The organism is Streptomyces sp. NPDC096324 (genome assembly GCF_044763015.1).
Taxonomy (GTDB): Bacteria; Actinomycetota; Actinomycetes; order Streptomycetales; family Streptomycetaceae; genus Streptomyces.
The window spans coordinates 443,518-467,059 of the sequence record NZ_JBIWFK010000003.1; the positions used below are offsets into that span (position 1 = coordinate 443,518).

The following is a 23,542-nucleotide window of genomic DNA, read 5'->3' on the forward strand; positions in this document are numbered from 1 at the left end:
CCCGGGCCGGCGGCCGGTCCGGCGGGCCGGGGGCACGCGAGAGGGCGGGCGTCCGTCGCCGGACGCCCGCCCCGGGTTCCCGGGCCGCTCGCGCGGCCGGGGGTCACACCGTTACGGCGTGACCTTCTCGATCTTCACGCTGCCGATGCCCGCGGCCGTGCCGCGCGCGTTCACGAGCTGGACCTGACCGAAGAACTCGCGTCCCTCGGGCGCCGCCGCGGCGGCGGTGACCGAGCCGGACACCGTGGCCGAGGCGCCGGTGGCGAGCTTCACCGGGGTGGAGTCGTCGACCGTGACCGTGCCGAGCGCGCTGGAGAAGAACACGTCCCGGTAGTCGTAGGCGGTCGAACCCGACGGGACCGCGTAGCCCGCGACCTCGATGGTGTACGTCCCGGCGGCCGGGTCGGCGATGGAGACGGCCTCCTCCGAGTCACCGTCCGCGGACTGTCCGACGACGGTCCCGGCGGCGTTCTTCACCGTCAGGTCGAGGTCGGCGGCGTTGTCCGAGACGTTGCCGATGGCCACGTCGAGCGACGCGGCGCCCGCGGGCACCTCGACCGTGGTGGTCTGGGTCACGCCCTCGGTGATGGTCGGCCGCGCGTTCTTGGAGGAGCCGAGCGGACCGCCCCGCAGCTTGCCGTCGATCGCGGCGAAGTTGTTCGTCACCTTCCAGGAGGCGGTGGCCGGGGTGCCGACCTTGGCCTCGGGGACGGTCACGACCGCCGGGTCGAAGGCCGCGCCGAGCACGGCGACGTCCAGCTTGTACGGGTTGTCGAGCAGCGGCGAGGTGCGGCGCGCCTCGACCTCGATCTCCCAGACACCGGGCTGCGGGTCGGCGTACGAACGCACGTCGGGCTTGCAGCCGTTGCCGTCGAGGTAGTTGTTGTAGCAGTACGGGGTGCTGGTGTTGTCGACCGGGACGCCGTACGGGTGGATCGCGATGAACCGGGTCTGGCTCTTGTCCTTGAGCCCGCCGATCGCGACCTCCAGGGACGTGGCGCCCTCGGGGACCGTCACGAAGTACGAGGTGGTGCTGTTGCGCTGCACCGAACTCGACTTGGCGTAGGTGTACTTGAGCGGCGACGAGACGACGACGGTCGACAGGATCTGCTTGTCGACGCCCTCGGTGCGCGGGTCGTCGACCTCGAGGATCGCGCTCTTGAGCCCGGCGGACTCCGGCGCGGCCTGGACCTTGACGGTGACCGGCTGGTTCAGCGGGAGGTTCACCTCGTCCTTGCCGAGGATCCGGAAGGTGCCGGAGGCGTTGTTCGCGAAGGACAGCTCGTGCCGGACCGGCCGGTCCGCGCCCGAGGTACGCGTGACGGTGATGTCGTACGTCTTGCGCTGCCCGGCCTTGAGGCCGCCCTCGCGGTCGTACAGGCCGGTGCCGAAGCCCGGCGTCTTCAGCGCGTAGTCGATCGCGGTGTCGACCGGTGCCTTCACGGTGTAGTCGTGGGCGGTGGCGCCGTCCTTGATCGAGTCCCAGGCGTCACCGATGTTGATGAGGCCCGCGCCCTCCTCGTACGCCTGAACGCCCTTGATGTGGTCGGCGGTCGACGTCAGCGCGGTGCGCAGGGTGGCCGGGGTGAGGCTGATGCCCTTCTGCTTCGCCGCGCTCAGCAGCAGCGCCGAGGCGCCCGCGGCCTGCGGGGAGGCCATCGAGGTGCCCTGGAGCATCGAGTAGCCGGCCGGAAGGGTGTAGCCCGCCTCGGCGACCGGGGAGCCCGGCAGCCAGGTCTGGGTGGAGTTGATGGAGGCGCCGGGCGCGCTCAGGGTCGGCGTGAAGCCGCCGTCCTCACGCGGGCCGCGCGAGGAGAAGGGCAGCATCGCGTACTTCTTCTCCACCTGCGAGCCGTAGTTGGCGGCCCACGTCTCCTTGGAGATGGTCGCGCCGACCGAGATGACCTTGTCGGCCAGGCCGGGGTCGCCGATGGTGTTCGCGCCGGGTCCTGAGTTGCCCGCGGAGATCACGAGCTGGACGCCGTAGGTGTCGATGAGACGCGTGTAGAGCTCGGAGCGCGCGTTGTTGCCGTCGTTGAGCGCGGGCAGGCCGCCGATGGACATGTTGACGATGTCCACACCGCGGTTGGCGACGAGGTCGATCATGCCCTCGGTGAGCGCCACGTTGGTGCAGCCGCCGGTCCAGGTGCAGGCACGGGAGGAGACGATCTTCGCGCCGGGCGCGGCGCCGTTCATCTTCCCGCCGAACAGGCCGTTGGCGGAGGTGATGCCCGCGACGTGCGTACCGTGCTCGGACTCGATGACGCCGATGTTGACGAAGTCGGCCTTCTTGCCGACCCAGGTCCCGCCGTACGGGTCCATGGGTACGTCCTTGCGGATCTCCACGACGAACGGCTGCCGCTCGACGACGTCCGTCGCCGGGTTGTCGGTGCCGAAGTAGCCGATCTGGAAACCGTCCTTGTACGGCTTCATCGGCGTGTCGTCGGTGAAGTCGCCGTTGTTGTTCAGGTCGACGGTGACCGTGCCGCCCGCCGGGTCGTAGAGCACGCCCCACACGTCGGTGGTGTCGCCGTCGCGGTTCGCGTCGCCCGCGGCGTCGCCGCCCGCGGTCGCCGACTCCCGGAACGTGCTGATCTCGTACGAGCCCGCCGGCGCCGTCCACGTCCGGCCGCTGTACGTGAAGGTGGGCCCGGCCACGGGGGTGACCATCGGGCGCCAGGTCGCGTCGCTGTCGAGGATCGGGTCGGTCGAGGTGACCCAGTCGACGATCTTGCGCTCTCCGGTGGTGGTCTTCTGGAGGGCGGGGTGGCCCAGGTCGACGCCGGAGTCCAGGATGCCGATGGTGATGCCCCGGCCGTCCGCCTTCGGGTGGTCCTTGACGAAGTCGACCGCGCCCGTCTCGAAGGAGGGGTTGTACGGGTTCTCGGCGGGGGTCTTCTTGCCGGGACCCGAGTAGGTGGCGGCCGTGGAGGTGTTGCTGCCGTGCTTGGCCGTGTCGGCGCTCGGGGTCGGGTCGTCCAGCGCGATCTCCTGGCGCAGGTCGATCCCGTGCACCGAGGACAGCTTCGCGGCGGCGGCGATGGCCGAGTCCGCCCTGCTCGTCGGGACGGTGGCGCGGACGTAGCCGAGCTTGTCGTAACTGCGGCCCACCGAGCCGCCCTTGACCGCGTCCAGCTCCTTGGCGACCTGCTCGGTCTGGCCGGGAGCCGTCGCGATCATCATCGTGACGTTCTTGTCGCCGTTGGCCTTGGCCTCGGCGAGGAGGTCGGCGTCGGTCGAACCGAGTTTGGCGGCGGCGGACTTGGTGCCCGGGTCGGCCGTGGGCGCGCCCGTGTCCGCGGAGAAGGCCATGGGTATCGGCCCGGCCGCGGAGAGCGCGGCCACCAGGCCCGCTGCCATGGCCAGACGGGCCACGCGTCTCGCGCCCGATATAGGTGCGCGCTGAGGGTCGGAGGTCATCTGCATCCCTTGTAGGTAAAGGAACGAGCGTGGAACGGCCGGTTCCGGCGGTTCTTGTGGCACCGGTCGCATCAGTCCGGAATGTGGACCCGGATGACCGCTCAGCTTTGCTCAAGGGGCAGTTGTTTGGGGAGAGTTGACCAAGCAAGGATGGACGCATGGCGTACTCCCGCCATGCGTCATGCCGTCGATGGCGGGCTATGAGGGCATATCCCGGACGGCTCGGATGTCTCTCTTTGTCGATTCAGCTCTCTTTTGTGCGCGCGTAGTGGCGGGACGCCTTCGCGCGGTTACCGCAGGCCGCCATCGAGCACCAGCGGCGGGTGCCGTTGCGCGAGGTGTCGAAGAAGTGCAGGACGCAGGCCTCGTGGGCGCAACGGCGAATGCGGTCCGGGGCGGCCTGGAGCAGCTCCAGGTAGTCGCGCGCGGCGAGCCAGGCCGGGCCCCAGGAGGGGTCGTCGAACTCCGGTGTCCCGCCGGGTCCCCGGCCGGTCAGGGTCAGCCGGACGCGTCCGTGCGCGAGGACGGCGTCGACGCGGGCGACGGCCTCGGCCGGGAAGCGGGAGTCCTCTTCGCCGGCCTGTCCGTGGGGGGTGTCGACGGCGGCGCGCAGGGCGTCGCGGGCTTCGAGCGTGTGCCGCAGGACGGTGTCGTCGGCCGGGAAGTCGAGCCCGTTGCCCGTCAGCCACACCGCGAGACCCCCGGTGTCGGCCAGCAGGTCCCGCACCGCGCCCTCGTGGACCCAGCGGGTGTTGAGCAGGTCGAGCGAGACCGGCTCGCCGGTGAGCGGGCGGGGGTCGGGGCTGGTGGACATGGGGTCTCCCTTCACGGCTAACTACTCAAGGGTAGGTCACCGGTTGACGCGCTCGATTCTAACCTCTAATGTCGATAGCAAGGGTTAGTTTCTCGATGGGGCTGCCAACGGCGGAAGGCACTGCCGTGACGCCGCGCACCGGACTGGAGATCTTCGAGGCGAGCGGCGCCGGGGAGGCGCCGGCACCGAACGCGTCCCCACCGACCTGCGGTTTCTTCCAGTACCTGGAGTCGTCATGACGTATCACTCCGGTTCGCGGGCCGTCCAGGACCGGGTCGGCGTCCGGGACCTCGCCGATCATGTGGGCCGGGCCGTCGGCCAGGGCATCCGGCCCGTGGCCGCCGCGTTCCTGGAACTCCAGCCCATGCTGGTCGTCGGCGCGGCGGCCCCGGAGAGCGGCACACCGCCCGAGCGCGAGGCCGCCCCGGCGGGAGGCGGCGGTGTGTGGGCCTCGCTGCTCACCGGCGAGCCGGGATTCGTGCGGGCCACCGGCGCCCGGCGGATCTCGGTCGTGGGCGGCCTCCCGGCCGGCGATCCGCTCACCGGCGCGCTCGCCACCCCGGGCACCGCCGTCGGCACCATCGCGCTCGACCCGCGCACCCGTCGCCGCTTGCGCCTCAACGGCCGGGTCCGGCCGACCCCGCGCGGCTTCGCCGTCGAGGCCGACCAGGTCTTCGGCAACTGCCCCAAGTACCTCCAGCAGCGGCGGACGTACGAGACGGTGACCGGCCGGGCGCCGGGCGTTCCCCGGCGCGGCAGGGAACTCACCCCCTCCCAGCGGGAGTTCGTCGAGACCGCCGACACCTTCTTCCTCGCCACGGTCCACGCGCACGGCGCCGACGCCAGCCACCGCGGCGGCAACCCCGGCTTCGTACGCGTCGAGGCACCCGGTGAACTGAGCTGGCCCGACTACCCCGGGAACTCCATGTTCCTGACCCTCGGCAACCTCGCCGCCGATCCGCGCGCCGGTCTCCTCTTCCTGGACTGGACCTCGGGAGCGGTGCTCCAGCTCACCGGCACGGCCCGCACCGAATTCGCCCCCGACGGCGAACGGACCGTCCGCTTCACCCTCGCCGAGGCCGTCGAGACGCCCGCCGCCAGCCCGCTGCGCTGGTCCGCGCCCGCCTACTCGCCGGCGAATCCGTGAAGGGGCTTCCGATCCGTTAACGGGCCGACGAATCCGTGAACGGCCGGGCGGAGCCCCCGGATCCACCTCCCCTACCCCGCAGAATGAACACGGAGTGACCGTCCACCGGCCGTTCGGACAGGACTCCATGGACGTCCAGGGTGCGCGCAGATCGACGTACGGCGATCGGCGTCACCCGTTGCCGCCCAGTTAACGCGCAGGTCATCCCCAATGCCAACGATCCAGTACGAGCGGGGAGTTCACCGGTCGAGCCCCCCGCGGCCACTGCCGACGCGTTCGCACTCGGGGAGACCGCGCCATGCCGCGCATACGCTCTGTCGCCACCGTACCCGCCCTCAACCGCCGCACCCTGCTGGCCGCCACCGGAGCGGTGTCCCTCTCCGCCGGGATCGGTCTGGCCCTGCGCCCGCAGTCCCCGGCGCACGCGTCGACGGCCGCCCAGGCGCCCGTCGCCGACTCCGTCGCCCACGCCGAGGGCGGGGCGGCCACCACCGGCCCGAGTGGCCCGGCCGCGCTCGCCCCGTACACCCGCGGCACGACCCTGGGCTCCGTCGCCACCCCGCGCTCCGGCCCGACCGGATACCGCAGACTCGGTGACGGCGCCGGCTGGAAGCGCGTCGTGCGCGACGAACTGGCCGCGCCCAAGACGGGCCGAGCCGACCGTCGCACCGCGCTCGCCGCGTTCGTGCAGCTCACCGACCTGCATCTGATCGACGCCCAGCACCCGCTGCGCCTCGAGTACCTGCGCTCCCAGAACAAGAGCGCCTGGCGTCCGCAGGAGACGCTGACCGTCGCGGGCGCCATCTCCCTGATCGAGCGGGTCAACTCCCTGCACGGAGCCCCCGCCACGGGAACCCCGCTGCACTTCGTCATGACCACCGGGGACAACACCGACAACAACTCCACGACGGAGCTGGAATGGTTCCTGAAGGTCATGAGCGGCGGCCGCGTCACCCCCAACAGCGGTGACCCGCGGCACTACGAGGGCGTCCAGGCCAGCAATCTGAAGACCTACTGGCAGCCCGACGCCGCCCTGCGCGATGCCGACAAGCAGCTCGGCTTCCCGCGCATCCAGGGCTTCCTGGAGGCGGCCATCCGCGAGCTGCGCAGCCCCGGCCTGAAGCTGCCCTGGTACTCCACCGTCGGCAACCACGACGCGCTCCCGCTCGGCTGCTACGGATCGCGCGGCGACTCCTACCTCACCGAGTTCGCCGTCGGCGGCAAGAAGCTGATGTCGCTGGGCTCGGCGGAGGCCACCACGTTCGCCAAGACGATCAAGAACGGCAGCAGCCCCAAGGGCGCCGCCTTCCACGACCTGCTCAGGGCGCACACCCGCGAGATGCGCTCGGTCACGCCCGACGAGAAGCGCGCCCCGTTCACCCCTGCCGAGTACGTCAAGGCGCACCTCGACCCGGCGTACACCGGACCGGGCCCGAACGGCCACGGCTACTCCTCCGCGAACCTCTCCGCGGGCACCCAGTACTACACGTTCCGGATCTCCGGGGACGTCCTCGGGATCAGCCTGGACACCACCGACCCCGGCGGCCACTACGAGGGTTCCATCGGCACGGCGCAACTGCGCTGGCTGGAGCGGACGCTGCGCGAGAACGCGGACTCGTACGTCATCGTCTTCAGCCACCACACCAGCAAGACGATGCGCAACACCCACGCCGACCCCGCCCACCCGACCGAGCGGCGGCACGGCGGTGCCGAGGTCGTCGCCCTGCTCGCCCGCTTCAGCAACACGCTGGCCTGGGTGAACGGACACACCCACAGGAACGAGATCATCCCGCACGCCGCCTCCGGCAACCGTTCCTTCTGGGAGATCTGCACCGCCTCCCACGTCGACTTCCCCCAGCTCGCCCGGGTCGTCGAGCTGGTGGACAACAAGGACGGCACGCTCTCGCTGTTCACCACCCTCATCGAGTCCGCGGCCCCGCACGCCACGGACTTCTCCGACCTCAGCCAGACGGGCCTCGCGGCGCTGTACCGCGAGCTCTCCCTCAACGCCCCCGGCTCCCGCACCGACCTGTCGGGCACCTCACGCGACCGCAACACCGAACTGATCCTGAAGAAGGGCTGAAAAGGGATCAACCCGCACTGTCCGGGCAACCCGCCGGCGTGCCCTCGTGTCCCACCCCCCGACCGAGTCCCACAGCGAGACGGGGAAGACATGAGGGTTCGTACGGCACTGGTGGGGGCGATCGCCGCGGGGATCGCGGTGACGCAGGCGGGCATCGCGGCGGCGGCGCCCGCGAAGGACGGCCACGCGGCGACACGCCAGGCCCTGGAAACGGCCGTGCACGACGGTGTGCCCGGGGTGACGGCGACGGCCGTGGACCCCCGCAGCACCTGGTCGGCCACCGCGGGCATCGGAGATCTGCGGACCGGCGCACCGCGGTCCACGGCCGACCGCTACCGCGTGGGCAGCATCACCAAGACGTTCATCTCCACCGTCCTGCTCCAGCTGGAGGCGGAGGGCCGGCTGTCCCTGGACGACACCGTGGACACCTGGCTGCCCGGCGTGGTGCGCGGCAACGGCAACGACGGCACCGGGATCACCGTCCGCCAACTCCTCAACCACACCAGCGGGATCTTCAACTACACGGCCGACGACGGCTTCGGCGCCACGTATCTCACCAAGGACGGATTCCTGCGGCACCGCTACGACACGCTGACCCCCGAACAACTCGTCGCCGTCGCCCTGTCCCACGAGCCGGACTTCGCGCCGGGCACGTCCTGGAACTACTCCAACACCAACTACGTCCTGGCCGGCATGGTGATCGAGAAGGTCACCGGCCGTTCCTACGCCTCGCAGATCCACGACCGGATCATCAAGCCCCTCAACCTGCACGCCACTTCACTGCCGGGCACCCGGGTGACGGTCCCCGGGGCGCACAGCAGGGCGTACTCCAAACTGGCCGGGACCACGACGGGACCGACCTACGACGTCACCGCCCTGAACCCCTCCTGGGCATCCTCCGCGGGGGAGGTGATCTCCGACAGCGCCGACCTGAACCGCTTTTACACCGCACTCCTGCGCGGCAGGCTCCTGCCGCGCGAGCAGCTCAAGGAGATGAAGTCGACGGTCCGCATCGACGGCGTCCCGGACGGCGGCTACGGCCTCGGCCTCGTGGAGCTGAAACTGAGCTGCGGCGTCCGGGTCTGGGGCCATGACGGCGGCATCCACGGCTCGTCCACCGTGGCCCTCACCACCGCGGACGGCCGCCGTTCCCTCGCCTTCAACTTCAACGGCGACTGGGCGGGCGACAGCCTGGCGATCGTGGAGGCGGAGTTCTGCGGGACACGGCCGACCGGGACGAGCCCGTCCCGGGACCGCTCCGAGAAGGCGCCCCAAAGCCTCTCCCCGGGCCTCTCCCCGGCCCTGTCCGACCGGCTCTAGCCGGCGGCTCCGGCGGCGAAGCTCACGTTCGCCGTCTCGACGGTGTCCCCGCGCCGGCCGGGCGCGCGCTGCTCCCTCCAGTACAGATTGGTGTGGGCGACGACCTCGGCCGGGGTGGGGGCGCCGTACGCGGTGAGGTCCTCCGTGGTGTGGGCGTCGCCGACCAGCGTGACGTCGTACCCCCGGGTGAAGGCGCTGTGGAGCGTGGAGCGGACGCACATGTCGGTCTGGGCGCCGGTGACCACGACATGGCCGACGGCACGCTCGGCGAGCAGGTCCTCCAGACCGGTGGCCTCGAAGGAGTCGCCGTAGTTCTTGTGGACCACGGGCTCCGCCTCCTCGCGGACCAGCTCCGGCACGTACTGCCAGGACTCGCTGCCGTACTTCATGTGATCGTCGGAGTGCTGCACCCAGATCACCGGCACGGCCTCGGCGCGAGCTCTGGCGACGAGCGTGTCGATGTTCGCGATCACCCCCGCGAGGTCGTGGGCGCCGTCCACCGCTCCGTGCTGCATGTCGATCACCAGCAACGCTGTGTTCGGGCGGTCGGGCAGGGTCGTCATCACGCTCTCCTGTCTTCGGTCCGGCTGGGCACGGCAGGCGCGTCCGTCCAGGGAACTCCTGCTCGCCCCACAGTAGATCCGGGCACTGACAACGCCACCGGAAACCGGGAGGGGGCCCGCGAGAACGGCTCGCGGGCCCCTCCCTCCCCTCCGGGCGCGGCCCTGTCCGTCACGACCGGGGCAGCACCACGACATACGCGGCCGGATCACGGTCGTTCGCGGCCATGAGCGCGGTCCTTACGATCGTGGCCTGCTGCTCCATCGCGTCCCTGAGCTTCCGCGGGGTGATGTGGACGACGGTGACGCCGAGCCGCTCCAGATGCTCGCGCCTGCGGGTCCGCTCGGACGCCCGGACGTCGTCCGCTTCCTGGAGGGGGGGCCGGGTCTCCAGCTCGACCGCCACCGCCTGCTCGGGCCAGTACGCGTCGAGCGCACCGAGGTGCGGGCCTCCGGGCAGCCGCAGCTCGACGTTCCAGACCGGGTCGGGCAGCCCGTGTTCGAAGACCATCCGGTACAGCCGGTTCTCCGCGATCGCCCTGCCCTCCGCCACCAGCGAGTCCACGGCGTCCACCACGTACGGGCGGTCGAGCAGCCGGGCGGCCGTCAGCTCCTCCACGACCGAGCGCGGTTCGCAGTAGCCGCGGCGCACCGCCTCCGTCAGCAGCGCGCGCACGGCCTCCGCGTCGGTCAGCTCCGCGACCGCGTCGGCCAGCGCGCGGGGGACGGCGGCCACCGGCACTCCGGCCACGAACACGGGCGCCGGCAGCACGGTCGTCCGCACGATGCGGACACAGCCGGCCGAGCGCAGCCGGCGCAGCCGGGGGACGAGCACGTCGATCGTGCCGAGGGAGGGCAGCGGCGGGGCGCAGGAGAAGCCGTGCAGGGCCAGCGCCGCCAGGCCGGTGATCAGCGCGTCCGCGGAGGGCCGGTGGGCGCGCGGTTCCGGGGAGCCGGGCTGGGCGGGGACGCGGGGCGCCGTGCGGGCGGAGGGGGGACGGGCGGTGTAGAGCAGCGCCGCGTGCAGCCGCTCCTCGGGCGTGGGTGGTCCCGGACGCAGCAGGAAGACGCCGGGAAGGAGCCGCTGCCAGGGCCCGCCGGGCCGGCACCGCTCGTTCGCGTCCGCGGCCGTCACGCCGTTCTCGCGCAGCCGGGCGGTGGTCAGGACCCGCTCCCGTACGGGGGACGAGGGGCGGAGGGCGCGGGGGGAGATGGGGGTGCTGTGACTCATGGTCCGGGGTTTTCCGCCGGGAAGCCGTCTTCTAACGGCTGTTACCCGCCCGTCGGCGAATCGGGACAACCACTCCCGGACGCACGCGCGTTCGGCCGAGGAAAGACGCTGGTCCGGGCGCGTGTTAATAGGGGTTACGGCTCTGAATACCTGCATCTCGTAACCAGTGCGCGGATCGGATCAGTCAACCAATGCGTGGATCGGATGAGTCCACCGAGTCGCGGATCGGATGAGTCCACCGATGCGTGGATCGGACGAGTCCATCGATGTGCGCATCGGGTCAATCGCCCCTGCGCTCTTCGGATCAGTACACCGGGGACGGCCCACCGGGGCGCTTCACCGGGGACGGCACCGGGTCTCATCACCGGTCGACGCGGCGGTCCGGTCCGCCGGAGACGCCACCGTCCGGCCCGGCGCGCCGAGGAGGGCACCGGACGCCCGTGGCGCCGGTGCCCTCCTCGGTCGGGTCCGTTCGGGCGGGTGATCAGCCCGCGGCGGCGATGTCGCGGGCCTGCCCCCGCAGCGCCCGCGCCAGATCGTCCCGCGACTCCAGCACCAGCCGGCGCAGCGCAGGCGGCGCGTCCTCGTGCGCCGCGAGCCAGGCGTCCGTCGCGGCCAGGGTCTCCGGGGAGTCCTGGAGCGAGGGGAACAGCCCCCTGACCACGTCCATGCCGATCTGGATGGACCGCTCCGCCCAGACACGGTCGATGGCGGCGAAGTACTTCGCGGTGTACGGCTCCAGCAGGTCCCGCCGGGACGGCTGGCCGAAGCCGGAGATCGTCGCCTCGACGAGGGCGTTGGACAGCGCGTCGGACTCCACGACGGCCGCCCAGGCCTGCGCCTTGACCGCGGCCGAGGGCCGGGCGGCCAGACAGCGGACCTGGTGCCGCTTCCCGGACGCCGTGTCGTCACGGGCGAGTTCGGCGGCGAGGACCGACTCGTCGGCGGCGCCCCGCGCGGCCAGCGGCTCCAGGAACGCCCAGCGCAGCTCCTGGTCGACGTCGAGACCGTCGATCTTCGCCGTCCCTTCCAGCAGACCCTGGAGGAGCTGGAGATCGGCCTCGGAGGAGGCGACGGCGGCGAAGAAGCGGGCCCAGGCGAGCTGGTGCTCGCCGCCCGGCTCGGCGAGCCTCAGTTCCCTCAGCGCGCCCTCGGCGAGCAGCGCTCCGCCCTCCTCGCGCCAGTCGGGCGCCGCGTAGTTCACGAGCGCGGAGTTCGCCCAGGCCTGCAGCATCTGAAGGACGCCGATGTCGGACTCGCGGCCCGCGAAACGCAGCACCAGGGCGATGAAGTCCCGGGCGGGCACGATCGCGTCGCGCGTGAGGTTCCACAGCGCCGACCAGCACAGCGCCCGCGCGAGCGGGTCGGTGATCTCGCCGAGGGCGTCCCGCAGCGTGGCGAGCGAGCCCTCGTCGAAGCGGATCTTGCAGTACGTGAGGTCGTCGTCGTTGACCAGGACGAGCGCCGGGGCCTCCGCGCCCGCGAGCTCGGCGACGATCGTGCGCGGTCCGTCGACGTCCACCTCGGCGCGCGCGTACCGCACGAGCGGACCGTCGCCGTTCTCACGGTGGTACAGGCCCACGGCCACGCGGTGCGGGCGCAGTTCGGGGTGGGACTCGGGCGCGTCCTGGAGCACGGCCAGCTCGGCGATCCGGCCCTCCGCGCTCAGGATCACCTGCGGGGTGAGGGAGTTGACGCCCGCGGTCTGGAGCCAGGAACGGGACCAGGCGGCCATGTCCCGGCCACTCGTCTCCTCCAGGGCGGACAGCAGATCGCCGAGGCGGGTGTTCCCGTACGCGTTCCGCTTGAAGTAGCGGCGGGCGCCCTCCAGGAAGGCGTCCTGTCCGGCGTACGCCACCAACTGCTTCAGGACGGAGGCGCCCTTGGCGTAGGTGATGCCGTCGAAGTTCAGCTTGGCGTCCTGGAGGTCACGGATGTCGGCCGTGATCGGGTGGGTGGACGGGAGTTGGTCGGCGCGGTAGGCCCAGGCCTTGCGGCGGTTGGCGAAGGTGATCCAGGCGTCGGTGAAGCGGGTCGCGCCGACGTTCGCGAACGTGCCCATGAAGTCCGCGAAGGACTCCTTCAGCCACAGGTCGTCCCACCAGACCATGGTGACGAGGTCGCCGAACCACATGTGCGCCATCTCGTGCAGGATGACGTTCGCCCGCGCCTCGTACGACGTCTGCGTCACCTTGCCGCGGAAGATGTACTCCTCCCGGAACGTGACGAGCCCCGGGTTCTCCATCGCACCGAGGTTGTACTCCGGCACGAACGCCTGGTCGTACTTCCCGAAGGGGTACGGGTAGTCGAAGTGGTCGTGGAAGAAGTCCAGGCCCTGCTTCGTCACCAGGAACACGTCGTCGGCGTCGAAGTGGGGGGCCAGACCCTTGCGGCACATCGCGCCGAGGGGGATCTCCAGCGTCGTACCGTCCTCGAAGACGCGGGAGTAGGAGTCCGTCACATAGTGGTACGGGCCCGCGACGACCGCGGTGATGTACGTCGAGATCGGCTTGGTCTCGGCGAACTTCCACACGCCGTCCGCGAGTTCGCCGACGCCGTTGCTCCAGACGGTCCAGCCCTCCGGGGCCCGCACCTCGAAGCGGAACGGCGCCTTGAGGTCCGGCTGCTCGAAGTTGGCGAAGACGCGCCGCGAGTCGGCGGGCTCGTACTGCGTGTACAGATACACCTCGCCGTCCTCGGGGTCGACGAAGCGGTGCATGCCCTCGCCGGTACGCGAGTAGGCGCACTGGGCGTCCACGACGAGCTCGTTCTCGGCGGCCAGGTCCTCCAGGCGGATCCGGGAGCCGTCGAACACCTCGCCCGGGTCGAGGTCCCGCCCGTTGAGCGAGACGGCCGTCACACTCGGCGCGAGCAGGTCCGCGAAGCTCGCCGCGCCCGGCTCGGCGCAGCGGAAGCGGAGCGTCGTGACCGATCGGAAGGTGCGGGGCTCGGTGCCCGCCCCGCCGGGTTCCGTGTCGCCGACGGCCGAGCGCAGGTCGAGGAAGACGTCGTAGCTGTCGACGGACAGCAGTGCCGCCCGCTCCTGGGCCTCGTCGCGGGACAGATTCTCACCGGGCACGGCTGCACTCCCTCATGGCGTCATAGACATGTGCGAACAGGGCCGATCCTGCCATGTGCTCCTTACGTCGGGCAGCGCGGCGGCGGCGACACAGGGGAATCCCCATGGCGACCCTGGAATCGCACGGATGCGCGGGAATGGGGCGGGCGCGTGCCGGTGTTCCCCCGGGAAACACCGCGTTCCGAGGAGAAGCATGCCCGAGCAGACCGCTCAGACCAGTTCCGGCAAGACCCCCGTCGACTTCTGGTTCGACCCGCTGTGCCCCTGGGCCTGGATGACCTCGCGCTGGGTGCTGGAGGTGGAGAAGGTCCGCGACATCGAGGTCCGCTGGCACATCATGAGCCTCGCCGTACTGAACGAGCCCAAGCTCGACGAGCTTCCCGACCAGTACCGCGAGATGCTCGCGACCACGGCGTGGCAGCCCGTCCGGGTGGTCACCGCGGCCTGGCAGAAGCACGGCGACGACGTCCTCGGCCCGCTGTACACCGCGCTCGGCAACCGCTTCCACAACGACGGCGCGGGCCCGACCAAGGAGGCGATAGCCGGCGCCCTCGAAGAGGTGGGGCTGCCCGCCGATCTGATCGACTACGCCGACCAGGAGGACTTCGAGTTCGACGCAGAGCTGCGCGCCTCCCACAAGGAGGGCATCGACAAGGTCGGCCAGGACGTCGGCACCCCGGTCATCGCCGTCCCCGGCTCCGACGGCGAGCAGCTCGCCTTCTTCGGCCCGGTCGTCACCCCCGCCCCCAAGGGCGAGGACGCCGCCAAACTGTGGGACGGCACGCTCCTGGTCGCCTCGGTGCCCGGCTTCTACGAGATCAAGCGCACGCGTACGGCGGGACCGGACTTCAGCAACCTGTAGGACGTCCGGGTCGTCCGGGATCGGCCCCATCCCGGACGACCCGGATCCGGTTCCGCGCTCCCGGACTTCTCGTGGCGCGCCCACCGGCCCGGCCCGACCTGGATACTGCGGGCTCATGAGTACTAGGAGCCGCAGTACGACCCTCCTCCTGGCCCGGCACGGGCAGACCGTCTGGCACGCGGAGAACCGCTACGCCGGAGTGAGCGACGTCCAGCTCACCGAGGAGGGCCGCGACCAGGCGGAGGCCCTCGGCCGCTGGGCCGCGGCGCACCCCGTCGACGCGATCTGGACCTCGACCATGTCCCGTGCCGTCGCCACCGCCGAGCCCGCGTGCCGCGCCCTCGGGCTGGTCGCCCGGCGTGAACCCGCCCTGCGTGAGTGCGACTTCGGGGTGCTGGAGGGCCGTACGCTCGCCGAGTTCGAGCTGGAGAACCCGGTCCGGGCCAAGGCGTTCCGCGCCGATCCGGTGTCCTACCCCTTCCCGGAGGCGGAGGATCCCCGCACGGCGGCGGCCCGGGGAACGCGCGCCCTGCGCCGCGTCGCCGAGGCCCACCCCGGTGAGCGGGTGCTGGTCGTCGCCCACAACACCCTGCTGCGGCTCGTGCTGTGCGCCGCGCTGTCCATCCCGCTGGGCGAGTACCGCCGCGTCCTGCCGGGCCTGCGCAACGCCGCGATCACCGAACTCCGGATGGAGGACGGGGCGGCCGCCCTGCTCTCACTGAACGTGCCGGTCGGGCCCTGACGGAAGGCCCCCGCGAGGGGGATCCTCGCGGGGGCCGCCCCGTCGTCCGTCCTCGGCCCGTCCGTCACATGGGCCGGTAGGGCGTCACGAGGCCACCGACGTGTAGTGCGAGGCGTCTCCCTCGATCGAGTGACTCGCCTTGCCCTCGACGCCGACCGGCACGTCACCGGCGACCGTCACCCGGTTCAGCCGGCGCGGCAGTCCGTCGTAGTTGTCGATCGCGTAGTGCTGGGTGATCCGGTTGTCGAACAGGACGAGCTGGTTCGGGGACCAGCGCCAGCGCAGGACGTTCTCGGGCCGGGTGACATACGCCTGGAGCAGGTCGAGGATCTTGCGCGACTCGCCCACCGACAGCCCGATGATCCGCTGCGCGAACCCGCCGATGAACAGGCCGCGTTCACCGGTCAGCGGGTGCACCCGGACGACCGGGTGCGCGGTGCGGAACGTGATGGACGTGAACTGGGCGCGCTGCGCGGCCTGTTCCTCGTCGATGGTCTCGTCCGGCACCGCGTAGTCGTAGTCGTTGGTGTGCTCGGCCCACAGGGTGTCGGCGAACGCGCGGAGCGGCTCGGGCAGATCGCGGTAGGCGGCCGCGGAGTTGGCGATGAGCGTCTCACCGCCGTACGGCGGCACGGTGATGCTGCGCAGGGTGCTGGCCTGGGGCGGGTTGAGCACGAAGGTCACGTCGGTGTGCCAGTGGTTGGCGCGGCCCCGCTCGCTGTCCACCGGCAGCACGTTCGGGGCGCCGGCCACGGCGGGCACGGTGGGGTGCGCGGTGGTGAGGTCGCCGAAGTGGCGGGCGAAGGCCTGCTGGCCCTCGTCGTCCAGGTCGACGTCGTCGAAGACCAGCGCCTTGTGCTCGTTGAGGGCGGTGCGCAGGGCGGCGACGGTGATGTCGTCCAGGGGCTTGGAGATGTCGACGCCCAGGACACGGGCACCGATGTGCGCGGTGACCTTCTGGATCTCGATGTCGGACATGGATACGGGTCCTTTCGGTTCGGCCGTTCGGGGATCGGGGTTCCGGGATTCGGGGATGACGGGCCCGGGAAGTACGACCGGGGTCAAGCGAGGGCGGACGCGGTCGCCGGGGCGGCAGTCGGTGCGGGTGCGGACGCGGGTGCGGCTTCGGGGAGCGTGGCCGCCGTCCCCGTCGCGTACCGGTTGGCCGGGCGCGGAAGCCCGTAGCGCTCCCGCAGGGTCTGCCGGGGCCCGTACTCCCGGCGGAGCAGGCCCCGGTCGCGCAGGATCGGCACCACGTGGTCCACGAAGAGGTCGAGGCCGGACGGCAGCACGGCGGGCATGATGTTGAAGCCGTCGGCGGCGCCGCCGCGGAACCACTCCTCGATCGCGTCGGCGACCTGTCCGGGTGTCCCGGCGAAGGTCAGATGGCCCCGCCCGCCGCCTAGCCGGCCGATCAGCTCGCGGACCGTGAGCCGCTCGCGCCGCGCGAGTTCCACGACGAGGGTGTAGCGGCTCTTGGCCCCCTCGATCGCGCTCTCCGGCGGCAGGTCGGCGGGCAGTCGCGCGTCGAGGCGGAGCGTGCCCGGCTCCAGATGGAGCAGGTGCTCCAGACGGTTCACCCCGTGCTCGTACACGATGTGGTCCTCCAGGACCCGCTCGTGGGCGCGCGCCTCCGCCTCGGTCGAGCCGATGACCGGGACGATGCCGGGCAGCACCTTGATGTGGTCCGGGTTCCGGCCGGCCCGCTCGGTACGGGACTTGAGGTCGGCGTAGAAGTCCTGGGCGTCCGCGAGGGTCTGCTGGGCGGTGAACACCGCTTCCGCGTACCGGGCCGCGAAGCGCTTGCCGTCCTCCGAGGACCCCGCCTGCACCAGCAGCGGATGACCCTGCGGTGTGCGGGGCACGTTGAGGGCGCCCTCCACACTGAAGTACGTCCCCCTGTGGCGCGCGGGATGGATCTTGCCGGGGTCGCCCCAGACGCCCGCGGCCTTGTCGGCGACGACGAGGTCGTCCTCCCAGCTGTCCCAGAGCTTGAGCGCCACGTCCAGGAACTCGGCGGCGCGCCGGTAGCGGGTCGCGTGCGCGGGCTCGTCGTCGAGGCCGAAGTTGCGGGCGGCCTCCGCGCCCGCGGTGGTCACGACGTTCCAGCCCGCGCGGCCGCCGCTGATGTGGTCGAGGGTGGCGAGTCTGCGGGCCAGGTTGTAGGGGGAGTTGTAGGACGTGGAGGCGGTGGCGATCAGGCCGATGTGCTCGGTCGCGGTGGCCAGCGCGGTGAGCAGGGTGATGGGTTCGAGCGCTCCGGACGGGCGCTGGCCCACGCTGTTGAACAGCACGGGGCCGTCGGCGAGGAAGAGGGAGTCGAAGGTGCCGCGTTCGGCGATCCGCGCGAGCCGCACGTAGTGGGCCGTGTCGACGTGGGCGTACGGGTCGCTCTCCGGGAGCCGCCAGGAGGCCTCGTGGTGGCCGGTGCTCATGAGGAAGGCGTTGAGGTGGAGCCGGCGCGGGCTGGTCACAGGTGCTTCTCCTTCTGGTGTGCGGACACGCCGTGCCCGGCGCCGCCGTCCGCCGTCGCTTCCGGTGCGGTCGCGGTGCCCGCCGCAGCACCGGGTTCCGTCCTCGCCGCGCCTCCCGTCACGTCCTCGGTCACCCCGAGCGCGTTCAGCAGGCGCTCGCGGTACTCGCCGAGCAGGGGATCGCGGTACGAGCGGGGGTGCGGGCGGTCGATGGTCAGGTCGACGCCGATACGGCCGTGGTCGAGCACGAGCACCCGGTCGGCGAGCACGATCGCCTCGTCCACGTCGTGCGTGACGAGCAGCACGGACGGCCGGTGGCGCTCCCACAGCTCGCGCAGCAGCACATGCATACGGATCCGGGTGAGCGCGTCCAGCGCCCCGAACGGCTCGTCGGCCAGGAGCAGTTCGGGTTCGCGGACGAGTGAGCGGGCCAGCGCGGCGCGCTGTGCCTCGCCGCCGGACAGCTCGTTGGGCCAGGCCCTCTCGCGCCCCGCGAGTCCCACTTCCGCCAGGGCGGAGCGGCCCCTCTCCGCGGCCTCCCGGCCGTCCGTGCCCAGCAGGACGTTGTCGAGGACGCGGCGCCACGGCAGCAGCCGCGAGTCCTGGAAGACGACGGACACCCTTTCCGGGGCGGTGAGTTCGCCGCTCCCGGCGACGCCGTGATCGAGGCCGGCGATGGCGCGCAGCAAGGTGCTCTTGCCGGAGCCGCTGTGGCCCAGCAGGGCGGTGAACTGGCCCGCCGGGAGGTCTAGGTCGACCGCGTCGAGGACCGTGCGGCCCTCGAACGACCGGGTGAGGCCGCGCAGTCGGACCGTGTCGGGGCGGGTCAGCTGCTGAGCGTGCGTCGCCATGACAGCACCTTTCGTTCGACGAGACGAACCGCGCTGTCGGAGACGAGCCCGAAGATGCCGTAGATCAGCAGGCCGACGAGGATGATGTCGGTCCGGCCGTAGTTCTGGGCCTGGAACATCATGTAGCCGAGGCCGCTGGTGGCGTTGATCTGCTCCAGGACGACCAGGGAGAGCCAGGAGCCGGTCACGCCGAGCCGGAGCCCGACGAAGAAGCCGGGCAGCGCGCCGGGGATCACGATCTCCCGGATGAAGCGGAGCCTCGACAGCCCCTGGACCTCGGCGAGTTCCACGAAGCGGTGGTCGATGCCGGACAGCGCGGAGTGCAGGTTCAGATAGATCGGGATGTAGACGACGATGGCGATGATCGCGATCTTGAAGGTCTCGCCGATGCCCAGCCAGAGGATGAACAGCGGGATCAGACCGAGGGTCGGGATGGCCCGGTTGAGCTGCACCGTCCCGTCGATCAGCGCCTCGCCGACGCGGCTGAGACCGGACGCGAGGGCGAGGAGGACGCCGGCGGTCAGGCCGAACGCGAAGCCGTATCCCGCGCGCTCCAGGGAGGTCAGCACATCGGTGGGCAGGGTGCCGTCGGTCCACAGGTACCCGGTGGTCTTCAGCACCGTCCAGGGCGCGGGGATCGCGCCGGGATCGAGCTGTCCGGCGGCGGAGGCGACGGCCCACAGGGCGAAGAACAGCGCCGGACCGATGAGCCGGGAGGCGGGCAGCCGCTTGCCGGGCGCGAGACCACGCCGCCGGGCACGGGGAGCCCGCCGCGACCGACGGCCACCGGCTCCGGCCCCGCCGCCCGCCTGCGCCGCCGTCGGCTCCGTCTCGGCCGCCGCTGTCCCAGGTGTGGCCGTGGCCGTGGCGGCGGACTCGGTGTCGGTTGTGTCCGGTGTCGGTGCCGGTGCCGGTGCTGTGGTCGTCGTCGTGGTCCTGGTCGTCATGGCCGTCACTTCCGGTATTCCGCGGGTACGGACCTGGCGGCGATGGCCTCGAAGCGCCGGTCGAAGAGCGAGCCGACCTTGAACCCCTTCACGAAGCCGCCCTCCGCGAGCAGATCGGCGGTCTCCTGCTCCCACGTGACGGCCTCGTCCCAACTGGGCGGGAACAAGGGCTTGTTGGCCAGGGCGGTGATCGCCTGTGCCTGCGGGAGGGTCAGGTTCTGCGTCTTGACGTAGAACTCCTCGTTCCAGGCGTCGGGGTGCTCGTACGCCCACACCTGGCCCTTCGCCCAGCGCGGGATGTACGCGGCGACCGCGGCCGCCTTCGCGCGGTCGGCCAGCACCGACGACGGCGCCCAGAGCAGGTTGAGCAGGTCCACGACGTCGGTGGTGATGGTGTGGGCGCCCTTGGACCCGTACTGCTTGAGATACGCCGGTGCCTGGCTGTTCGCGAGCGGGGCGATGTCCACCTGGCCCGCCTGGAGCGCCGTGAGGAACTGGTTGCTGGTCAGCGGTACGAGGTTCACGTCGTCGTAGGCGATGCCGGCCTGCTTCAGGGCGCGCAGCAGGACGACGCCCTGCGCCTGCCCCTGGGAGAAGGCCAGCTTCTTGCCCTTGAAGTCCTGGACGACCTTGATGTCGCTGCCGGGCTTCGTGGCGAACAGGTAGTTGGGCCTGCGGGTGAGGTTGATCGCGACGATCTTCGCGTCGAAGCCCTGGAAGTGAGCCTGGATCGGCGGGATACCCGCGTTGTTGCCGAGGTCCAGGGACTTGGCGCGGAAGGCGTTGATGACGTCGGGCCCGGCGCCGATGTTCACCCAGTCGGAGACGGTGAACGGCAGCTCGGACAGTCCCGCCAGCTTGAACTGGAGTTCCTGCACGCCCTGGTACGAGGCGATCGACAGCTTGGTCCCCTGCGGCACCTTGGCGGCCAGGGGTGCCGACAGGTCCCCCTGGGAGCGGCTGCCGGCTGCGTCGGCGTCGGCGCAGCCGCTCAGTCCGGCCGCCGCCGCGGCACCGAGGAGGGTGGAGAGGAACACGCGCCGGTCGACACCGGACGCGGACAGGGGAGAGGCGGAACGCGATGACCGTACGGACAGTGGTGGCATGGAAGGGCTCCGGGTATTCCAAGTGGCGGGACGGCGCGCGGAGTTCCGGGCAGGGCGAAGCCGGAAGGGACGCGGGTGCGCCGAAGGGACACACGCCGGTGGCGTGCCTGAAGAGACGGGCGATCAAGGGCGACGGCGGCCGAACGGCCCGCGCCGCGGAGGGCGTCGGCCGGCCGATGCAGGGGGAGGCGTGACGCGTCCGGGCGTGAGGCGGCCCCCGGGTGAAGGCCGTCGGGCGAGCCCCGCGCTCCGGCGGATCAGCCGGAGAAGGGGCCGACGGGCCGGCGCGTCAGCGGATCGGCGTCTCAGAAGATCGGCGACACGGTGCCGGGGACGAGACGTCAGGGGCGACCGGTCAGCGACAAAGGGTCAGCAACAACGTGTGCGTGCGACCCGCATCAGGTCGACCACACGGCACTTGGTGAGTGGAACCTGCACCCGCGCGCTGCTCATGCCCTCGATGCTCCTGTCCGGGAACGAACCCTGTCAACATTCCGACTTTCTGAATTAATTAGCGCCCGGTGAGCGGCCCGGAGAGCCCAGCGGGTCGCGGTACAGGACGTCGAGCACGACCGATCCGCCCGCCACGGCGAGCACCGCGTCGGGGAAGCTGGTGGGGACGACCGCCGACGCCCGCTCGGGTCCCACCGCCTCGCGCAGCGCGTCCAGGCAGTCCTCCCGGTGGATGGCGCCTATCTCGGTGACGACGACCGTCTCCGGGTTGAGCACGTCGAGCAGCAGCCCCGCCGCCCGCCCGACCATCCGCGAACGCTCCGTCAGCAGCCCCACGGCCAGCGGGTCGCCCGCGGCAGCCGCGGAGACCACGTGCATCGGGTTCGAGCCGTCCGTGACACCCAGCTCCCGGGCCCGCCGGCACAGCGTCCGTTCGCTCAGCTCGGCCTGGAGGCACCCCGTCCGGCCGCAGTCGCACCGCTCCGAACCGCCCGTCAGCGGCAGATGGGCGATCGCGCCGGCCTGCGAGCGAGGTCCGTGGTGCACCTGGTCGTGGGTGGCGAAGGCGGCGTCCACCACGTTGCCGGCGAACAGATGCAGCACGCTGCGGCTGCCCCTGGCCCGCCCGAACAGCCGCTCCCCGTTGACCAGCGCCCGCGCGTGGCCGTCCACATGGACCGGCAGCCCCGTGCGCGCCCCGATGGTCTCCCGGACGGCCACGTCGTGCCAGCCCAGCAGCGGGTGCTCCACGATCGTGCCGGACTCGGCGTCCACCCAGCCGCCGGCCGCCACACCGACGCCGAGGGCGGTACGGCCGGGGACACCGGCGAGGAGCGCGGTGATCGCGTCGGCGGCGTTCGCGAGGACCTGGCCCGGCTCGGTGCGTTCGTGCCGCAGCCGCTTCTCGGTGAGGACCCGGCCGCGCAGGTCGAGCAGCGCGACGGTCGTGTACGGAACGGCCACGTGCACCCCGCAGACCACGAAACGGGAGCGGTCCAGGTCGACCGGGAGATGCGGCCGCCCGACCCCGCCCGACCGGAGGGGTGCGGCGGCCTCCCGGATCAGGCCCCGTTCGGTGAACCGCGCGCAGTAGTCGGTCACCGACGCCGGGGAGAGCCCGGTCAGCCGCGAGATGGTGCTGCGGGCGACCGGCCCGTGCTCCAGCACCGACCGCAGGATCACGCTGGCGCTCGCCCGGCGCCGGTCGAGGACGGGGGAGGGAGGGGACAGGGAAGGGGGTGCCACCGTACTGGCCATGGAGTTCATCCTCGGGAGCTGGTCCGGCCGAGCGCCGTCACGTACGCCACGCCGCGACAGAAGGCGACATGACCTGGTGTGGTCCGCTGTGGTCTCGTCCCGGCGGGCCGGATCCGCTCCGCCCCGCCTCAGGAGGGGTGGCGACAGGTGGCAGTGCCCTGGCGTCGCAGGTCGACATAGCGACGCGACGAGAAGTTCAGGGCCTGGGGAAGCATGGGTGAAGGGTAGGGGCTGGCCGGGGGACCTGCCAGAGGCGCCCAAGGACCGGACACCGCGCCCGCCCGGCTGGGAAACGCCCGACGAGCTCTTTGGTGAGTCTCCACAGTCCCGCCCCCGAACAGCCCCGTAGCGAAAACGACTTCACCTCAGTGACCAGCGTCACCTTCGAGCAGGTGTACCAGGCACTGTTTGTAAGGAGTCCACCAAGTCGTTGATCCGTGCTTTGTCGAGCGCTGACGGTGATCACCCGCGGGCCCCTGGGATAGCGTCGCCGTGTTCCGACCTGTCCTTCCCCCGGGCCCACCATGGGCCGCGGGGTCAACCCCTGTTCGCCGGAGTCCTCATGAGCACCGCTGTCGCCACGCCCTCCCGCCCCGGCGAGGTCCTCGCCGACCTTCTTCCGGCCTCCCGCGTCCGTGACGCCGCCCTCGTGCTCGGCGGTGCCGCGCTCACCGGTCTCGCCGCGCAGATCTCGCTGCCCGTCCCGGGTTCCCCGGTGCCGGTGACCGGCCAGACCTTCGCCGCGCTGCTCGTCGGCACGGCGCTCGGCGCCCGCCGCGGCTTCCTGTCGCTCGCGATGTACGCGCTCGTGGGCATGGCCGGCGTCCCGTGGTTCGCGCAGGGCAGCTCCGGCGCCTCGGCCCCGTCCTTCGGTTACATCCTCGGCATGCTGCTCGCGTCGACCGTCGTGGGCGCCCTCGCCCGCCGCGGCGCCGACCGCTCCGTGCTGCGCATGGCGGGCACGATGCTGCTCGGCGAGGCGATCGTCTACGCGATCGGCGTCCCCTACCTGGCCCTGGCCACCGGCATGTCGGCGAGCGCCGCCGTCGCGGCGGGTCTCACCCCGTTCCTGATCGGCGACGCTCTCAAGGCCGCCCTGGCGATGGGCATCCTGCCCACCGCGTGGAAGCTCGTCGACAAGAAGTGACGCCCACGCCGTCGAGGCGATGACGTCGAGGCCCGCCAGGCCGGTTTCC

Annotated in this window: 17 protein-coding genes; 6 read left to right on the plus strand and 11 right to left on the minus strand. The window is 71.6% G+C overall.

Annotated elements, in window-relative coordinates; all coding sequences use genetic code 11:
• Positions 1–111: 111 nt before the first annotated feature.
• Together ACIQ7M_RS09380 and ACIQ7M_RS09385 are read right to left on the minus strand one after the other, a co-directional pair.
• A complete protein-coding gene (locus ACIQ7M_RS09380; RefSeq protein ID WP_403641682.1) occupies positions 112–3,420 on the minus strand; it encodes a S8 family serine peptidase in 3,309 nt (1,102 codons plus the stop codon).
• A 244-nt stretch (positions 3,421–3,664) separates the two neighbouring features.
• Positions 3,665–4,234 carry a CGNR zinc finger domain-containing protein gene (locus ACIQ7M_RS09385; protein ID WP_403641685.1) on the minus strand — a complete coding sequence of 190 codons (570 nt, stop codon included), beginning with the start codon at positions 4,232–4,234 and terminating at the stop codon, positions 3,665–3,667.
• A 235-nt stretch (positions 4,235–4,469) separates the two neighbouring features.
• On the opposite strand from ACIQ7M_RS09385, the gene ACIQ7M_RS09390 reads away from it, so the two are divergent.
• From ACIQ7M_RS09390 to ACIQ7M_RS09400, 3 genes are all read left to right on the plus strand, one after another.
• Positions 4,470–5,381, plus strand: a complete 912-nt coding sequence (locus ACIQ7M_RS09390; protein ID WP_403641688.1) for a pyridoxamine 5'-phosphate oxidase family protein — start codon at positions 4,470–4,472, stop codon at positions 5,379–5,381.
• Positions 5,382–5,679: 298 nt separating this feature from the next.
• Positions 5,680–7,464 carry a TIGR03767 family metallophosphoesterase gene (locus tag ACIQ7M_RS09395; protein ID WP_403641691.1) on the plus strand — a complete coding sequence of 595 codons (1,785 nt, stop codon included), beginning with the start codon at positions 5,680–5,682 and terminating at the stop codon, positions 7,462–7,464.
• A gap of 90 nt (positions 7,465–7,554) precedes the next feature.
• On the plus strand, positions 7,555–8,784 hold the full coding sequence (locus ACIQ7M_RS09400) for a serine hydrolase domain-containing protein (protein WP_403641694.1): 1,230 nt from the start codon (positions 7,555–7,557) through the stop codon (positions 8,782–8,784).
• On the opposite strand, the gene ACIQ7M_RS09405 is transcribed toward ACIQ7M_RS09400, so the two are convergent.
• The 3 genes from ACIQ7M_RS09405 to pepN all read right to left on the minus strand — a co-directional run bounded on the left by ACIQ7M_RS09405 (position 8,781) and on the right by pepN (position 13,654).
• Positions 8,781–9,347 carry a cysteine hydrolase family protein gene (locus ACIQ7M_RS09405; RefSeq protein WP_386982828.1) on the minus strand — a complete coding sequence of 189 codons (567 nt, stop codon included), beginning with the start codon at positions 9,345–9,347 and terminating at the stop codon, positions 8,781–8,783. The genes ACIQ7M_RS09400 and ACIQ7M_RS09405 overlap by 4 nt on opposite strands.
• Before the next feature lie 169 nt (positions 9,348–9,516).
• Positions 9,517–10,575, minus strand: coding sequence for a hypothetical protein (locus ACIQ7M_RS09410; protein WP_403641697.1), 1,059 nt, complete (start codon positions 10,573–10,575; stop codon positions 9,517–9,519).
• A gap of 484 nt (positions 10,576–11,059) precedes the next feature.
• Positions 11,060–13,654: an aminopeptidase N gene (gene pepN, locus ACIQ7M_RS09415; protein WP_403641700.1), complete on the minus strand. Its 2,595-nt coding sequence runs from the start codon at positions 13,652–13,654 to the stop codon at positions 11,060–11,062.
• 193 nt (positions 13,655–13,847) lie between these two features.
• Between pepN and ACIQ7M_RS09420 the strand changes: the two genes are divergently transcribed.
• Complete coding sequence (locus ACIQ7M_RS09420; protein ID WP_355775187.1) at positions 13,848–14,516, plus strand: DsbA family protein; 669 nt, start codon at positions 13,848–13,850, stop codon at positions 14,514–14,516.
• Between the two features lie 115 nt (positions 14,517–14,631).
• Entirely contained in the window at positions 14,632–15,258 is a 627-nt protein-coding gene (locus tag ACIQ7M_RS09425) for a histidine phosphatase family protein (protein WP_403641703.1), read from the plus strand.
• Positions 15,259–15,342: 84 nt separating this feature from the next.
• On the opposite strand, the gene ACIQ7M_RS09430 is transcribed toward ACIQ7M_RS09425, so the two are convergent.
• The 6 genes from ACIQ7M_RS09430 to ACIQ7M_RS09455 all read right to left on the minus strand — a co-directional run bounded on the left by ACIQ7M_RS09430 (position 15,343) and on the right by ACIQ7M_RS09455 (position 22,346).
• Positions 15,343–16,236, minus strand: a complete 894-nt coding sequence (locus ACIQ7M_RS09430; RefSeq protein ID WP_403641706.1) for a TauD/TfdA dioxygenase family protein — start codon at positions 16,234–16,236, stop codon at positions 15,343–15,345.
• A gap of 83 nt (positions 16,237–16,319) precedes the next feature.
• Positions 16,320–17,732 carry an LLM class flavin-dependent oxidoreductase gene (locus ACIQ7M_RS09435; protein WP_403641709.1) on the minus strand — a complete coding sequence of 471 codons (1,413 nt, stop codon included), beginning with the start codon at positions 17,730–17,732 and terminating at the stop codon, positions 16,320–16,322.
• The gene (locus ACIQ7M_RS09440; protein WP_403641712.1) at positions 17,729–18,583 is read right to left on the minus strand and encodes an ABC transporter ATP-binding protein; all 855 of its coding nucleotides are present in this window, start codon (positions 18,581–18,583) and stop codon (positions 17,729–17,731) included. The genes ACIQ7M_RS09435 and ACIQ7M_RS09440 overlap by 4 nt, the downstream gene beginning before the upstream one ends.
• On the minus strand, positions 18,559–19,530 hold the full coding sequence (locus ACIQ7M_RS09445) for an ABC transporter permease (RefSeq protein WP_403641715.1): 972 nt from the start codon (positions 19,528–19,530) through the stop codon (positions 18,559–18,561). The genes ACIQ7M_RS09440 and ACIQ7M_RS09445 overlap by 25 nt, the downstream gene beginning before the upstream one ends.
• Positions 19,531–19,535: 5 nt before the next feature.
• Positions 19,536–20,636 carry an ABC transporter substrate-binding protein gene (locus ACIQ7M_RS09450; RefSeq protein ID WP_403641718.1) on the minus strand — a complete coding sequence of 367 codons (1,101 nt, stop codon included), beginning with the start codon at positions 20,634–20,636 and terminating at the stop codon, positions 19,536–19,538.
• Positions 20,637–21,143: 507 nt separating this feature from the next.
• Complete coding sequence (locus tag ACIQ7M_RS09455) at positions 21,144–22,346, minus strand: ROK family protein (RefSeq protein WP_403641721.1); 1,203 nt, start codon at positions 22,344–22,346, stop codon at positions 21,144–21,146.
• 562 nt (positions 22,347–22,908) lie between these two features.
• Between ACIQ7M_RS09455 and ACIQ7M_RS09460 the strand changes: the two genes are divergently transcribed.
• Complete coding sequence (locus tag ACIQ7M_RS09460) at positions 22,909–23,493, plus strand: biotin transporter BioY (protein WP_403641724.1); 585 nt, start codon at positions 22,909–22,911, stop codon at positions 23,491–23,493.
• Positions 23,494–23,542 lie beyond the last annotated feature (49 nt).